General features: G+C 69.7%; 16 protein-coding genes and 1 tRNA gene. 6 read left to right on the plus strand and 11 right to left on the minus strand.

Annotated elements, in window-relative coordinates; translation table 11 throughout:
* Window positions 1-23: 23 nt before the first annotated feature.
* A complete protein-coding gene (ompR, locus tag F3J10_RS00795) occupies window positions 24-749 on the minus strand; it encodes a two-component system response regulator OmpR (RefSeq protein ID WP_004199523.1) in 726 nt (241 codons plus the stop codon).
* Window positions 750-1,018: 269 nt separating this feature from the next.
* On the opposite strand from ompR, the gene F3J10_RS00800 reads away from it, so the two are divergent.
* The 3 genes from F3J10_RS00800 to F3J10_RS00810 all read left to right on the plus strand — a co-directional run bounded on the left by F3J10_RS00800 (window position 1,019) and on the right by F3J10_RS00810 (window position 4,282).
* Window positions 1,019-1,315, plus strand: a complete 297-nt coding sequence (locus F3J10_RS00800) for a hypothetical protein (protein ID WP_013698364.1) — start codon at window positions 1,019-1,021, stop codon at window positions 1,313-1,315.
* 257 nt (window positions 1,316-1,572) lie between these two features.
* Window positions 1,573-3,015, plus strand: a complete 1,443-nt coding sequence (locus tag F3J10_RS00805) for a DUF1800 domain-containing protein (protein WP_167240584.1) — start codon at window positions 1,573-1,575, stop codon at window positions 3,013-3,015.
* Between the two features lie 34 nt (window positions 3,016-3,049).
* Window positions 3,050-4,282 (plus strand): DUF1501 domain-containing protein, encoded by a 1,233-nt coding sequence (locus tag F3J10_RS00810; protein ID WP_167240569.1) that lies wholly within the window; start codon window positions 3,050-3,052, stop codon window positions 4,280-4,282.
* Window positions 4,283-4,331: 49 nt separating this feature from the next.
* Here the strand turns inward: F3J10_RS00810 and hpnD are convergent, their stop codons facing one another.
* Window positions 4,332-5,180 (minus strand): presqualene diphosphate synthase HpnD, encoded by an 849-nt coding sequence (gene hpnD / locus F3J10_RS00815; RefSeq protein WP_241163551.1) that lies wholly within the window; start codon window positions 5,178-5,180, stop codon window positions 4,332-4,334.
* 257 nt (window positions 5,181-5,437) lie between these two features.
* Here hpnD and F3J10_RS00820 point away from each other — a divergent pair.
* Window positions 5,438-5,524, plus strand: a tRNA-Leu gene (locus F3J10_RS00820).
* A 102-nt stretch (window positions 5,525-5,626) separates the two neighbouring features.
* Here F3J10_RS00820 and F3J10_RS00825 read toward each other — a convergent pair.
* From F3J10_RS00825 to F3J10_RS00850, 6 genes are all read right to left on the minus strand, one after another.
* A complete protein-coding gene (locus F3J10_RS00825) occupies window positions 5,627-6,709 on the minus strand; it encodes an ABC transporter permease (protein WP_240155295.1) in 1,083 nt (360 codons plus the stop codon).
* Window positions 6,710-7,663 carry an ABC transporter permease gene (locus F3J10_RS00830; protein WP_042283141.1) on the minus strand — a complete coding sequence of 318 codons (954 nt, stop codon included), beginning with the start codon at window positions 7,661-7,663 and terminating at the stop codon, window positions 6,710-6,712.
* Window positions 7,664-7,680: 17 nt separating this feature from the next.
* Window positions 7,681-7,854 carry a hypothetical protein gene (locus F3J10_RS00835; protein WP_167240570.1) on the minus strand — a complete coding sequence of 58 codons (174 nt, stop codon included), beginning with the start codon at window positions 7,852-7,854 and terminating at the stop codon, window positions 7,681-7,683.
* Window positions 7,835-9,472, minus strand: coding sequence for a sugar ABC transporter ATP-binding protein (locus F3J10_RS00840; protein WP_167240571.1), 1,638 nt, complete (start codon window positions 9,470-9,472; stop codon window positions 7,835-7,837). Before F3J10_RS00840 ends, F3J10_RS00835 begins: the two co-directional genes overlap by 20 nt.
* 41 nt (window positions 9,473-9,513) lie before the next feature.
* Window positions 9,514-10,545 carry an ABC transporter substrate-binding protein gene (locus F3J10_RS00845; protein WP_167240572.1) on the minus strand — a complete coding sequence of 344 codons (1,032 nt, stop codon included), beginning with the start codon at window positions 10,543-10,545 and terminating at the stop codon, window positions 9,514-9,516.
* A gap of 89 nt (window positions 10,546-10,634) precedes the next feature.
* Window positions 10,635-11,759, minus strand: coding sequence for a LacI family DNA-binding transcriptional regulator (locus tag F3J10_RS00850; RefSeq protein WP_166911101.1), 1,125 nt, complete (start codon window positions 11,757-11,759; stop codon window positions 10,635-10,637).
* 181 nt (window positions 11,760-11,940) lie between these two features.
* On the opposite strand from F3J10_RS00850, the gene F3J10_RS00855 reads away from it, so the two are divergent.
* Window positions 11,941-12,969 (plus strand): aldose 1-epimerase, encoded by a 1,029-nt coding sequence (locus F3J10_RS00855; protein WP_345791177.1) that lies wholly within the window; start codon window positions 11,941-11,943, stop codon window positions 12,967-12,969.
* A gap of 209 nt (window positions 12,970-13,178) precedes the next feature.
* Here the strand turns inward: F3J10_RS00855 and F3J10_RS00860 are convergent, their stop codons facing one another.
* The 3 genes from F3J10_RS00860 to F3J10_RS00870 form a co-directional block, all read right to left on the minus strand.
* The gene (locus tag F3J10_RS00860; RefSeq protein ID WP_013698354.1) at window positions 13,179-13,376 is read right to left on the minus strand and encodes a CsbD family protein; all 198 of its coding nucleotides are present in this window, start codon (window positions 13,374-13,376) and stop codon (window positions 13,179-13,181) included.
* 83 nt (window positions 13,377-13,459) lie between these two features.
* Window positions 13,460-13,816 (minus strand): BON domain-containing protein, encoded by a 357-nt coding sequence (locus F3J10_RS00865; RefSeq protein ID WP_025096734.1) that lies wholly within the window; start codon window positions 13,814-13,816, stop codon window positions 13,460-13,462.
* Window positions 13,817-13,886: 70 nt separating this feature from the next.
* On the minus strand, window positions 13,887-14,051 hold the full coding sequence (locus F3J10_RS00870; protein WP_164465580.1) for a hypothetical protein: 165 nt from the start codon (window positions 14,049-14,051) through the stop codon (window positions 13,887-13,889).
* Window positions 14,052-14,347: 296 nt separating this feature from the next.
* Between F3J10_RS00870 and F3J10_RS00875 the strand changes: the two genes are divergently transcribed.
* A partial coding sequence (locus F3J10_RS00875) for a 2-dehydropantoate 2-reductase N-terminal domain-containing protein (protein ID WP_275691660.1) occupies window positions 14,348-14,743 on the plus strand: 396 nt, incomplete at its 3' end.

Genomic DNA, 14,743 nt, shown 5'->3' on the forward strand with positions numbered 1-14,743 from the left:
ACGCGAACGCGCGCCGGGACCACTCAGGCGGCGCCGTCGGGGATGAATACGTAGCCGAGGCCCCAGACGGTCTGGATGAAGCGCGGGCTGCCCGGATCGGGCTCGATCAGCTTGCGCAGGCGCGAGATCTGCACGTCGAGGCTGCGGTCGAACACTTCGTATTCGCGGCCGCGCGCGAGTTCCATCAGCTTCTCGCGCGACAGCGGCTGGCGCGGATGACGCGCGAAGACCTTGAGCACCGAGAATTCGCCGGTGGTCAGCGGAATCTCCTGGCCGGACTTGGTCAGCGTGCGGGTGGCCAGGTTCAGCGAGAACTCGCCGAACTCGAACACCTCGGTGGTTTCCGAGGGCGCGCCCGGCAGTTCGGCCGGTGCCTGGCGGCGCAGCACCGCGTGAATGCGCGCGACCAGCTCGCGCGGATTGAAGGGCTTGGGCAGGTAGTCGTCGGCACCCATCTCGAGGCCGACGATGCGGTCCACGTCCTCGCCCTTGGCCGTGAGCATGATGATCGGCGTGCGATCGTTGCTGCCGCGCAGGCGGCGGCAGATCGACAGGCCATCCTCGCCGGGCAGCATCAGGTCGAGCACCAGCAGGTCGAAACGCTCGCGCACCCAGAGCTTGTTCATTGCCGTCGCATTTTCGGCGACATATACGTTGAAGCCCTGCTCGCCGAGGTAGCGGCGCAGCAGGTCGCGCAAACGGGGATCGTCGTCGACGACGAGGATTTTCGAGGGATTTTTGGTTTCCATGGACGGCATCTTATCTCGATTACGAAGGCGCGCACGGGCGCGGGATTTTGCGAGTAACAGTCAGTTACAAAATTTACCCGGGCTGCGATGCTGAGTAAAGACACTCGTTAGAGACTCCTTTACTTGGCGCGGAAATTCAGTGGATACTCCACCCACTCGATATTTCGTAGTTCGTTTGCCCGATATTCGCCGGGTTTGTTCAAGTACCAGAGGTTAGACGGTTGCCGCGTGACGAAGGGAACAAATCGACCAGAGAAGCGAGAACAGTGATGCGACCCACCCGGATTGCGTGCGCACTGACGATCGTGTTCGCCGGTCTCTTTGCATCGAACTTCGCTTGCGCCCAACGCCCCGAGCGGGGCGGGTCGTCGCACAAGGCCTCGCGTCCCCGCATGCCGCCGCCCCCGCCGCGCGATGCGCAACTCGATCGCTTCGACGAGCCTGGCCGTTCCGCCGTGTCCCCCGATCTCGACCAGCGTCGCCGCGACGGCCACATGACGCCCGAGGAGCGCCACCTGCTGCGCCAGCATATCGAGGACGCGGTGCGTGAGCTGTACAAGCGCTGAGCCGTCTTTCGCGGTCTTCCGTTTTTCTCCCCTAGCCTGCTTTCATGTCCCGCCGATGGCGGAATCATCTGCGCGCGCGCGTCAACGTCGCGCGGGCGTGGTCCGTTGTTGAGGTTTGAACACCGCCGGGAACGATACGCGTGTCGCATCTCTCGCCGGTTTCTTTCCAGGCAGCTTTCGGGAGCGGCGCGGCCATGCCTCGATTCGATACCGATGTCCCTCCCGCGCAGCCGCCGGCAGCGCATCGCGCGCATGGCATGCGTGCGCATGCGGGCTCGCATGCCGGCGACGCATGGCCGAGCGCGATGCTCGCGCCGCTCGATGCCGACGACGCGCGTTTCCTGCTCGCGCGCACCGGCTTCACGGCGCCCCCGGCCGAGGTGGCGCGTTACGTCGGCATGACACGCGCGCAGGCCGTCGAGCGCCTGCTGGACGGCACGCATCGCGACAGCGTCACGCCGCTGCCGGCCTGGGTCGACGAGATGCCGCCGCCGCGCGCGATCCGCAACGCCTGGACGCCCGAGCAGCGCCGCGACGACCAGCGCCTGCAAGGCCAGCGCTACGACGCGCTGCGCGCCTGGTGGCTCGGCGAGATGCTGGTCACGCCTTCGCCGCTCACCGAACGCATGACGCTGTTCTGGCATCGGCACTTCACCTCGGGGCAGGACAAGGTGCCGTATGCGCGCACCATGGCGGTCCAGCACCGGCTGCTGCGCGGCGAGGCGCTCGGCAATTTCGGCACCATGCTGCACGCGGTGGCGAAGGATCCGGCGATGCTCCAGTACCTCGACGGCGCGAGCAATCGCAAGGGCCGGCCCAACGAGAACTTCGCGCGCGAGGTGATGGAGCTGTTCACGCTCGGCGAGGGCCATTACACGCAGCGCGACGTGACCGAGGCGGCGCGCGCGCTGACCGGCTGGGGGCTCGATCCCGATACCATCGAAACGGTTTGGCGTCCGAATCTTCACGACGATGGCGTGAAGACCGTGCTCGGCGTCACCGGCCCGCTCGATACCGATCGCGTGCTCGACGTGCTGCTCGCGCAGCCGGAAACGGCAGGCTTCGTCGCGGCGAAGCTGTGGCGCGAGTTCGTCTCCGATACGCCCGATACGCCCGATGTGGCCGAGCTCGACGGCATCGCCGCGCGCTTTCGCGACAGCGGCTACGAGATTCGCGCGCTGCTGGTCGCGCTGTTCTCGTGCGAGGCGTTCTGGAGCGATCGCGTGCGCGGCCTGCATGTGAAGTCGCCGGTCGAGTTCGTGGTGGGCAACCTGCGCCTGTTCGAGATCGATTACGGCGATGCCGCGCAGTTCGTGCCGGTGGTGCGCGGGCTCGGCGAGAACCTGTTCGCGCCGCCCAACGTGAAGGGCTGGCCGGGCGGCACGCTGTGGATCAACAGCGCGACCCTGCTGGCGCGCAAGCAATTCATCGAGCGCATGTTCCGTTCCACCACGGCGAGCATGAAGCCGACCGCGCGAGTTGCCGGGATGGCGGCGAAGCCGGCGACGCTGCGCTTCGACCTCGATGGCTGGCTCGCGCGCTTCGGCACGGCGCCGCAGGCCAGGCCCACGCTGTCGGCCGAGCTGCAGCTCCAGCACGCGGTGCTGCCGCTCTCGCCGGTGGCGGCGATCGATGCCGATGCGAACGGCGCGGCCTATCTGCGCGCGCTGTTGATGGACCCGGTCTACCAGTTGAACTGAAGCGCGCGAGCGGCGCGGCGAGGAGGACGGCATCATGAAGCGACGCGATTTCCTGGGCCTGACGAGCGCGGCCGGCATGGCCGGCGCCGCGGGCCTGCCGCTGTGGACGCCATCCACGGCCTTCGCGGGCGAGCCCCTGGCGAACCCCGGCGCCGCGCACTACGAGCGCTTGCTGATCCTGGTCGAGCTGAAGGGCGGCAACGACGGCCTGAACACGGTGGTGCCCTACGACGATCCGCTCTACCGCGCGATGCGTCCCACCCTCGGCCTGCGTCGCGAAGCCGTGCTGCCGCTCGACCAGCACGCGGCCCTGCATCCCGCGCTGGCGCCGCTGCTGCCGATGTGGCAGGCGCACGAGCTGGCGGTGGTGGAGGGCGTCGCCTATCCGCAGCCGAACCTCTCGCATTTCCGCTCGATCGAGATCTGGGATACCGCCTCGCGTTCCGACGAGATCCTCGGCGAGGGCTGGCTCACGCGCGCCTTCGCGCATGCGCCGGTGCCGCCCGGTTTCGCGGCCGACGGCGTGGTGTTCGGCAGCGCCGAGATGGGGCCGCTCGCGAACGGCGCGCGTGCGATCGTGCTGGTCAACCCGGCGCAGTTCATCGGCGCCGCGAAGCTCGCGCATCCGGTCTCGCTGCGCGAGCGCAATCCCGCGCTCGCGCATTTGATCGACGTCGAGAACGACATCGTCAACGCGGCGGCGCGGCTGCGTCCGCGCGAGGGTGCCTTCGGCTTTGCCACCGCGTTTCCCGCCGGGCCGTTCGGCACCTCGGTGAAGACCGCCATGCAGGTGCTGTCGAGCTGCGAGTCGCCGCAGCGGCGCCCGCTCGCGGGGCAGGGCGTGGCGGTGCTGCGGCTCACGCTGAACGGTTTCGACACGCACCAGAACCAGGCCGGGCAGCAGGCGGCGCTGCTCAAGCAACTGGCCGAGGGCCTGGTGGCGATGCGCTCGGCCCTGATCGAGCTGGGCCGCTGGAACGACAGCCTGGTGATGACGTATGCCGAGTTCGGCCGGCGCGTGCGCGAGAACCAGAGCGGCGGCACCGATCACGGCACCGCCGCGCCGCACTTCGTGATGGGCGGACGCGTGCGCGGCGGCCTGTATGGCGAGCGGCCCGCGCTGGCGCGGCTCGACGGCAACGGCAACCTGCCGGTGGCGGTCGATTTCCGGCAGCTTTACGCCACCGTGCTCGGGCCCTGGTGGGGGATGGATGCGGCGGCGGTGCTGCGCGGGCGTTTCGCGCCGCTACCCTTGCTGCGCGCCTGAGGTGTGAATGCCGGCGCGAGCCGTTGCCCGCGCAAGCGCCGGGCCTGGGCTAGCGTCGTCGCGCGGCGCGCCAGGCCACCCACAGCTTGCGGATCGGCGTCAGCGAGATGCGCTGGTGCAGCACCTGGTAGTCCTCGCCCTCGATCTCGTCGAGCGTGGCCAGCGAGAGCGCGGCCAGTGCCCGCAGGCTGCGCTGCGCGCGCCGCTCGGCGGCGGGAATGGCCTCGAGCGCGGCATGCAGCGTCTCGCGCGCGCGCGTGGCCTGGAAGCGCATCAGTTCGCTGAAGGCGGGGCTGTAGCGGCGGTGCATCAGGTCAGCGGCCGTCACCTCGTAGCGCTGCAGTTCGTCGATCGGCAGGTAGACGCGCCCATGGCGCGCATCGTCGCCGACTTCCTCGACGATCTGCGCGAGCTGCAGGCCCTCGCCGAGCGAGGCGGCCCAGGCGGGCGCGGTATCGGCGATGGCGGGGCCGGCCGCGGCGCGCGCCACCAGGCCCGCGAAACCGCCGCCCACGCGCTCCACGTAGCGGCGCAGGTTGGGCCAGTCCAGGTAGCGCGCCTGTTCGAGATCCATCGCGAAACCGTCGGCCAGCGCCTGCAGCGCGGCATGGTCGCGCGCGATGGCGCCGGCATGCCGGGCCAGTGCCTGCGAGACCGGATGCGAAGGCTGGCCCTCGGCCAGCGCGGCGAGCTCCTTGCGCCACCAGGCCAGCTTGGTCTGGCCGATGGTCGGCTCGCTGGTCTCGCGCGTGGTTTCCTCGAGTTCGCGGCGCAGCGCGAACAGCGCGGTGAGCGCGCCCTGGCTGGCGAGCGGCGCCTGGCGCAGCGCGTAATAGACGCTGGAGCCGGGGGGCGCGGCCTTCTGCTGGCAATAGTCGTCGAAATTCACGGGCGGGATGGCGGCGAGTGGGTTCGCAGTGGTGGGGGCGGGCGGCGTTACCGCGTGGCGGGCGCCGCGTCTCGGAACAAATGCGCAGGCAAATGCGCGGCGATTCTAGCACCGCCTCGCGATCGATGCGGCGGCTAGAGACAAGCGCGGGGAGATCGGTTAGAATCTCGCGCTCGCGCTTTCCGGCGGCCGTCCGACTCCAGGGATGGCGTGCTCGCGGAACGCGCCGGCCGCCTCGCGGCGGCGGCGTTCGCGAACATCGATGTGCGTGAGTGGCGAAATTGGTAGACGCACCAGGTTTAGGTCCTGACGCCCGCAAGGGTGTGCCGGTTCGAGTCCGGCCTCACGCACCACCCCCGTTTGCATTCCTCGGCATTCCTCGGCATTCCTCGTTCTGATTCCCCCGTTTTCCGCCCGATACCGCGCAGCCCGAATCCGCCGCGCGGCGCGCGTGTTCACGTCTTGCGCGAGCTGGTCAGCACCGTCTGCACGATCACCGCGATCAGCAGGAACACGCCGCTGGCGAGGTTCTGGTAGTAGGGGCTCAGGGTGCCGACCTGGTTGATCACGTTCTGGATCACGCCGAGCAGCAGCACGCCGGCCAGCGGCCCCGCCATGGTGCCGACGCCGCCGGTGAGCAGCACGCCGCCGATCACGGCCGCCGCGATCGACTGCAGCTCGTAGCCGCTGCCCGCGCCCGACAGGCCCGAGTCCAGGTGCGAGGCCAGCAGCGCGCCGGCCAGGCCCGCCAGTGCCCCGCTCAGCCCGTAGGTGAGGATCTTCACGCGCTCGACGCGCACGCCGAGCATGCGTGCCGCTTCCTCGTTGCCGCCGATCGCGAACAGGGCCGAGCCGTAGGGCGTGGCGTTCAGCACCACCGCGCCGATCAGGTAGGCCAGCACCAGCAGCCAGATCAGCGAGCTGACGCCGAGGATCGAGCCGTTGGCGATCTGCGTGAAGAAGCCGGGGTTCTCGATCAGCAGGTCCTGGCTGGCCAGTACCAGGGCGAGGCCCTTGAGGCCGAGCAGGGCGGCCAGCGTGACGATGAAGGGCGCCATGCGCGCCCGCGCGATCAGCACGCCGTTGACCAGTCCGACCACCAGCCCCGCGACGATCGGCGCGAGCATCGCCGCGCCCCAGCCATAGGGCGCCGCGTAGGCGGCGATCACGGTGCCGAGCCCGACCATCGAGCCGACCGACAGGTCGAAGCCGCCCATGATGATCACCAGGCTCTGGCCGATCGCGATCAGGCCGAGGAAAGAACCTGCGGAGACGATGTCCGCCAGGTTGGCGGGACGCAGGAAATCGGGAAAGACCGCCCCGGCCACCGCGCAGACCAGCACCAGGATGCCGATCGCGCCGCGCGACTGGATCAGCCCGAGCAGGCGTGCGCGGCGTGCCTTGCCGGCGCGCAGCGGCGCGGCGGATGGCGGCGGGACGCCGGCGGTTGGAGGGGGGGCGGGGGGGGAGCCGGGAGCGGGCGTGTCGACGCGCGCGGGCGGCGCGCCGTTGCGATCGAGGTCGGTGCGCGCGTTCATTCAGCCTCCCTGGCGCTGCAGGTAGAGCGCGACGACGATGAACACGGCCTTGAGGATCTGCGCATAGGTGAAGCTGACGTTGTTCATGATGAAGCTGGCATCGAGCACCTGCAGCAGCAGCACGCCGAACACGGTGCCGACGATCGAGATGCGGCCGCCCGAGAGCGGCGTGCCGCCGATCACCGAGGCGGCGATCGCGTCGAGTTCGAAGTTCACGCCGACGTAGTTCGGGTCGGACGCGCCGAGCCGGGCCGAGGCGAACACGCCGGCCAGGCCCGCCAGCGTGCCGCTGGCGGCATAGACCAGGAACAGCGTGCGGCGCACCGGGATCCCGGCGAGATAGGCCGCCGCGCGGCTCGCGCCGATCAGCACGGTGTAGCGGCCGAAGGTGGTGCGCTGGACCACCAGCATCACCAGCACGGCCAGCGCGAGCGCGATCAGCATCACCACCGGCAGCGGGCCGAGCGAGCCGGTGCCGAGCAGGTCGAAGGCATCGGCGCCCGGCAGGCTCACGCGCGAGCCGCCCACCAGGGCCTGCGCGAGCCCGCGCGCGGCGACCAGCAGCGCCAGCCCCGAGATCAGCGGGTCGATGCGCAGGATCGAGACCAGCGCGCCGTTGAAGAGGCCCACCAGCAGGCCCGCCGCGATGCCGGCCGCGATCGCCGTGCCGGTGCCGGCATCGAGGCAGACCGCCAGGGTCGCGCTGGCCAGCGCCATCACCGAGCCGACCGAGAGGTCGATGCCGCGCGTGGCGATCGCGAGGTTCTGGCCGAGCGCGATCAGCACCACCGGCGCGGCCTCGAACAGCAGGCTGCGCGCGGCGAGCGGATTGGAGAAGCCGGGCGTGATGGCCAGGTTGATCAGCACCAGCAGCGCGAGCGCCACGTAGACGCTGTGGTCGCGCGCCCAGATCAGCGCGGCATGGCCGGCCGCGTTGCCGGCCGGACGTTGCACGGGAGAGTTCGACAGGCTCAAGCGATCCTCGCGAGTGGGTTGGTGCAGCCCGGCGCATGGCCGGACATGGCGATCGAATTGACGATGGAAGCGGCGATCGAAGTGACGATATAAGCGGCGATGCGCATGGCGGTCCGCCGGCCGGCGCGGCGAGCGCGCATCACGGCCGGTTCATCCTCGGCGAGGCGCATCGTCGGGCGCGAGCTCGGCGGCATCGACGTCGCGCGGCTCGTCCTGGGCGCTGCGCGCGAGGATCGCCAGCACGTCGTCGGAGCTGGCGCCGCGCGTCTCCAGCGAGCCGGTGGTCACGCCCTCGTTGAGCACCACCAGGCGATCGGTCAGCTCCAGCAGTTCCTCCATCTCGGAGGAGGTCACCACCACCGCGAGCCCGTCGTCGGCCAGGCCCCGTACCACGCGATGCACCTCCTCCTTGGCGCCGACGTCGATGCCGCGCGTCGGGTCGTCGAGCAGCAGCACGCTGGGATGGGTGGACAGGCAGCGCGCGATCAGCACCTTCTGCTGGTTGCCGCCGGACAGCGTGGAGATCGGCGCGCCGGGCCCGGCGGTCTTGATGCCGAGCGCCTCGATGTAGCGGGCCACCAGTTCGTCCTGGCGGTGCGTCGAGATGAAGCCGAAGCGCGAGATGCGCGGCAGCACCGAGGCCACCAGGTTGTCGCGCACCGACAGGCGCGGAAAGATGCCTTCGGAGCGGCGGTCTTCGGACAGGAAGGCCAGGCCGCGCTCGATCGAGCGGGCCGGCACGGCATGACGCAGCGGCTGGCCGTCGCCGACGCGCACCTCGCCGCCCTCGGCCTTCTGCGCGCCGAACACGGCCTTGAAGGTCTCGGTGCGGCCCGAGCCGAGCAGCCCGGCGAGCCCGACGATTTCCTTCGGCGCGATGCGCAGCGAGACGTCGCGTACCCGCGTGCGCCAGCGCAGCCGCTCGACCTGCAGGGCGGGCGCGGCCTGCGTGGCGCAGGCGGCTGCGGGCCGCTCGACGCGGCCGCCATGGCCCTTGCCCTCGCGGCCCAGCATCGCGGCGATCAGGGCCGCGCGCGGCAGCTCGGCGGGCGTGCCGGTCTTCACGATCGCGCCGTCGCGCATCACCGTGAAGCGGTCGCAGAGCCGGTAGCATTCGGACAGCCGGTGGCTGACGAACAGCAGGGCGATGCCGTCGGCGCGCAGCCGCTCGACCACCCCGAACAGCACCTCGACCTCGGCCCCCGACAGCGCCGAGGTGGGTTCGTCGAGGATCAGCACGCGCGCGCCGAGCGAGACGCCGCGCGCGATCGACACCATCTGCTGCTCGCCGAGCCCGAGCGCGCTGAGCTTGGCGGCCGGGTCCACGCTCAGGCCGTAGCGCTGCACGATCTCGCCGGCCAGCGCGTTCATGCGGCGCCGATCGATCAGCAGACCGAAGCGTCGCGGCTCGTGGCCGATGAAGATGTTCTCGGCCACGCTGCGTTCGGGGATCAGGTTGATTTCCTGGTAGACCGCGCTCACGCCCCGGCGCTGCGCGTCGCGCGGCGAGGCGAAGGCGACCGGCTCGCCGTCGAGGTGGACCGCGCCCTCGTCGAGCGGATGAAAGCCGGTCAGCACCTTGATCAGCGTCGATTTGCCGGCGCCGTTCTCGCCGATCAGGCCATGCACCTCGCCGGCGCGCAGCGTCAGCGAGACATCGCGCAGCGCGCGCACCACGCCGAAGGTTTTGGACGCGTGACGCGTCTCAAGCACGATCCGGCCCGCCTCGCGGGCGGGCCCGGCGGCCGGGCTTGGTGAGGCCGCTGCTGTCTTGGCCGGGTCGTTCATCGCGGGGCCTCCGGGGCGTGATGGCGGGAGCGGGCGGGGCGTCAGTACACGGCGCCGGCGTCGAGCGACTGCTTGGCGTTGCTCTTGTCGTAGAGCGCGTCCTTCATGATCTGCTTCTGCGGCACGGGCTTGCCGGCGAACCAGTCGGACAGCGACTGGATGGCGAGCGGCCCGAAGCGCGGATTGGTCTCGACATCGGCCGCCACGGTGCCGGCCGTGATGGCGCGCACCACATCCTTGGTGCCGTCGATCGAGACGATCGACACGCCCTTGAGCTTGCCGGCCTGGCGCAGCGCGGTGATCGCGCCCAGCGTCATCACGTCGGCATGCGTGTAGACGGCGTTGACGTCGGGATGCGAGAGCAGGATCTGCTCCATCACCTTCTGCGCCTCGGTGGTCGACCAGTTGGCGGTCTGCGCGGCGGCGATCTTCATGTTCGGGTACTTCTTGAGCCCTTCGGCGAAGCCGTCGGTGCGCTGGCTTTCCACCGTGTTGCCGTAGCCGCCCTGGATCTCGGCGATCACCGCCTTGCCGCCGGTGGCATCGGCCAGCGCCTGCGCGGCGCGGCGGCCCTGCTCGAAGAAGTCGGAGCCGAGGAAGGTGATGAAGTCCTCGCAGAAGGTGCCGGCGGTCTGGCGGTCGATGGTGACCACCGGGATACCCTTGGCCTTGGCCTGCGCGAAGGCCGGCTGCAGGCCCGTGGAGTTGTTAGGCGCCACGATCAGCGCTTGCGCGCCCTGGTTGATCATGCTCTGGATGTCCGACACCTGCTTGGCCGGGTTGTTGTTCGCGTTGGTGTAGAGCAGGCGCTTGACGCCGGCGGCCTTGGCGGCGGCGCGCACCGAGGCGGTCTCGGTGGCGCGGAACGGATTCTGTTCGTTTTCCGACTGCGAGAAGCCCACCACCAGGTCGCCCAGCTTGAGGCTGCCCGGTTTCGGGTTGGTGCAGGTCTCGTTCGAGCTGTTGCCGACCTTCTGCGCGGCGGTGTCCTGCGCGAGCGCGGCGGCCGACCACGCGCCGGCCAGGCACAGCGCCAGGGTGACGAGATTGCGATGCAGCGAAGCAGTTGACATGCTTGTCTCCGTTTCTTGTTGACCCAACACGTTTCACGACGAGGTGTGGTTGGCGCCTCCGGCGCCGGCGATCGAATTAATATTAACAGTCATGAATTAAAAATATTACCTCGGGTATCCCCGAGGTCGGCGGCCGGTTCCGCTCCGGATTCCGTCCCGGTTTCGGCGCCCGCCGGCGCGCCCACCGAGCCGCGCTCGATCAGCGGCCCGTCGAGCTTGACGGTGCGCTGCCGGAACGGCGCGCCGGCATCGCGGTTTTCGTGCTCCTGCAGCAGCGTCTCCACCGCCCAGCGGCCCAGCTCGTAGTTCGGCAGCACCACGGTGGTGAGCGGCGGGTGCGTGTGGCGGGCGATTTCCTGGTCGTCGTAGCCCATCACCGAGACGTCCTCCGGCACGCGCAGGCCGAGCTGCTTGAGCGCCTCGATCGCGCCGATCGCGGTCAGGTCGTTGGCGCAGAAGATCGCGGTGGGCGGATGCGGCTCCTTCATCAGCGACAGCGTGTGCTCGAAGCCCTTGCCCGAGCTCCAGTCGCCGTCGCGCACCAGGTTCGGGTCGAAGCGCAGGTCGGCGGTGGCCAGCGCCTGGCGGTAGCCCTTGAGCCGGTCCTTGGCCGCGTCCTGCCAGGTTTCGCCGTTGATGAAGGCGATCCGGCGATGGCCCGCGGCGGTCAGGTACTCGGTGGCGGTATGGCCGCCGGCCACCTCGGCCGGCACCACCGAGGACAGCGGCCGCTCGCTGCTGTAGCAGTTCAGCAGCACGGTGGGCACCTTGAGCAGGGCGGCGGGCACCGTCACCTTGCGGGTATAGACGGTCGCGTAGATCACCCCCAGCACGTTCGGGCTCGACAGCGCCTGCTGCAGCACCCGCTGCTCGATCTCGGCATTGCCGTGGGTGGAGTACACCGCCAGCAGGCAGCCGTTGTTCCAGGCCGCGTCGCGCGCGCCGTCGATGCTGACCACCGGGTGCGGGCTGGTCGAGATCTCGTCGGCGACGTAGACGATCTGGTGGCGTTCGCCGGGCGCGGCCGGCGCGCTGGCGCGGGTCGGCAACTGGTAGCCGAGTTCCTCGGCGGTCTTGAGCACCTTCTGGCGCGTGTCGTCGGAGAACTTGGCGCCGACCGCGCCGTTCAGCACGAGCGACACCGTGGATTGCGATACGCCGGTGATCTTGGCGATATCGGTCATGGTCGGACGGCGCTGGGTCGATTTTTTCATTCGGGAGCTAAGGCGGGATACGGGGGCGCATCGGCTGCGCCGTTCATTGACGAATTATTAGTAATAAATTGACGGAAATGCAATGCCTATGCGACGCTGCTGCGGTGCGGGCAGGCCCGGGCGTCCAGCTCGATCAGGATGCCAGCTCGACCGCCAACCTGCCGTCATGGGAGTCATCGTCTTGAATAGCCGGCCCGAAGCCTCGTCGTTTCCCTCCTCCTCGTGTTCCCTGATCGCGCCCGCGGCCTCGCGAGCGTCCTCCCGGCCCGCCCGCGAGCGGCCCGAGGATCCCGGGCTGCTGGTGCTGAGCGAGGGCGCGCGGCGCGTGCTGGTGGCGCCGGCGCTGGGCGGCTCGCTGGCCGGGTTCCACGACGAGACGCCGGCCGGGCCGGTGCACTGGCTGCGCCCGACCGGGCAGGCCGCGCTCGACAGCGGCGATCCCCTGCTGTTGGCCAGTTTCCCGCTGATGCCGTATTGCAACCGGATTCGCGACGGGCGGTTCCGTTTCGAGGGACGGGAGTGGCAGTTGCCGATGGGCGACGGCGCGTTGCGCCATGCGCTGCACGGCCATGCCTGGCAGCGGCCCTGGCAGGTGATCGAGCAGGACGACGCGAGCGTCGAGCTGGCCTTCGAGTACGAGCCGGAAGCCGGCGCGGGCACCGCGCAGCATCCCGGCTGGCCGTTTCGTTATGCCGCCACGCAGCGCATCGAGCTCGGCCCGCTGGGCCTGAAGCTGACGCTCGCGGCGCGCAATCTCGACAGCCGGCCGATGCCGTTCGGCTTCGGCCATCATCCCTACTATCCGCGCGGCGCGAGCACGCGGATCCGCACCGAGGTGGCGGCGATGTGGCATAGCGACGGCGAATTGCTGCCGGTCTCGCTCGGCGCCGATCCGGCGGTCGAGGCGCTCGCGCGCGGCGTGGCCGTCGAGGCGGTGCCGCGCGACAACAACTTCGTCGGCTGGCGCCGCGAGACCGTGATCGACTGGCCGGAGGAGCGGCGCCGGCTGACCATGCGCGCCGATGCGCCGCTCGACTGCTTCGTGCTCTATTCGCCGCGCGGCGAGGCCTTCTTCTGCGCCGAGCCGGTCAGCAACACCACCGACTGGCTCAATCTCGACCTGCCGGAAGGCGCGCGCGGCGGCTGCGTGCTGGCGCCGGGCGAAACCATCGAGGCGAGCATCGTCTGGTTGCCGGAACGGGATGTCTGAGCGGGGAGGGGAGGCAAAAAGATGCGCGGTGCACCGCCTTTCGGCAATGCACCGCGCCATGCGCAATCAGAAAATGTGCGCGATCAGGTAGATCACGATCAGGAGCCCGATCGGCACGCCCAGCAACCAGGCGATCAGGTATTTACCCATCTCGGTCCTCCTTGTGCGGCGCGGCTTCACCGCTTCGGTGCGCCGCGCCCGTCAGTCGTTTACAGCGTACGGTCGAAGTCGTTCAACTGCTTGTCCACTTCGTCGCGCGCGATGCCGTAGCGTTCCTGGATCCGGCCCGCCAGGTATTCACGGTTGCCGTCCAGCACCTTCAGGTCGTCGTCGGTGAGCTTGCCCCACTTGGCCTTGAGCTTGCCCGCGAGCTGCTTCCACTGACCCTTGATCTTGTCTTCGTTCATGATGCGTTCCTCCCTTGAGGGTTGCCGGATGTCGGCGCCGCGAGGGCGGCGCCGTCGGTCACGCCTGCTGGTTCAGCCCTGCATTAACCCTGCGACTTCAGGCCCGAGTCGTCCACCTGCTTGACGCCCTTGACGGCCTTGGTGACGGCCACCGCCTTCTTCACGGCGACCTTCGAGGGCAGCACGCCGGTCAGCGTCACCACGCCGTCGACGGTCTTCACGTCGACTTCCGTGCTCTTCACGCCCTTGGTGGTGGCCAGCTGGGTCTTCACCTTGGTGGTGATCCAGGTATCGCTGACCGGCTGGTCCGACTTCATCGCGCTGTTGCTGTCGGCCGCGGAAGCCTGCGCATAGGCGGCCGGCATGCCGGCGGTACCCAGCAGCAGGGCGGCGCTGACGGTGAGGATCGAAGCCAGGGTGGTCTTGTTGGTGTTGTTCATGATGTCGTTCTCCGTTGAGTGGATGATGTCGTCGATGACAATAAGGATCGATTCGAGGGCCGATTCCGCGTCAACCGCGCGGCGGGTCGGGAATCGGCGTCACGGGCGGCAACCCCGGCGGCGGCACAGGCACGTCCGGTTGCGGCTTGCCGGGCAGGTCGCGGCCGGGCAAGGGATCGCCCGGTGGCGGCTGCGGCTCGATCGGCTGCGGATCGGGCGTGGTATGGAGTTTCATTGCCTGTCTCCTTCACGGAAGTCGGAGTCAGTCCAGAATACGAAGATCCGCGTGCCGCCAACAGGGCCAAATGCACGGGGCTTTCTAGTGCGTTTGCCCTGAGCGGCGCCGTCACGTTTTGTTACCGGTCGGCGGCGCGCGGGACCCGCTGGGTCGGTCGCAGCCGCGCCGCGTCGGGCCGCGCCGCCGGTAAGCATTTGTGTCGGCAAGGTTGCGGGCGCAACTTTTTGGCGAGGTGCGGGGACCGGGCGCCTGGCTCATCATCGAGACTTTCTCTCTATCGAGGAGTGCCGCGCATGAAGAATTCACCGCAGAAGGTCACCGTGGTCGGCCTGGGCGCGATCGGCGGGCTGCTGGCGGCGGCGCTGGCGCGCGCGGGCTGGTCGGTCGCGGCGCTGGCGCGCGGCCATACGCTGGCCGCGCTGCGCGACGACGGCCTGACCATCGTCGACGAGCAGGGCGCGGTGAGCCGCACGCCGCTGCGTGCCACCGGCGACGCGCGCGAACTCGGCGAGCAGGACTACCTGGTGATCGCCCTCAAGGCCCAGGCGCTGCCCGCGCTGGCGCCGAGCCTGGCGCCGCTGGTGGGCCCGCGCACCACCATCGTGGCGGCCATGAACGGGTTGCCCTGGTGGTTCCTGCACGGGATCGGCGGCGCGCTCGACGGCCGCTCGCTGGAGGCGGTCGACCCG

Source organism: Burkholderia sp. Cy-637, from assembly GCF_011753175.1.
In the GTDB taxonomy this organism is placed as follows: Bacteria; Pseudomonadota; Gammaproteobacteria; order Burkholderiales; family Burkholderiaceae; genus Burkholderia; species Burkholderia gladioli.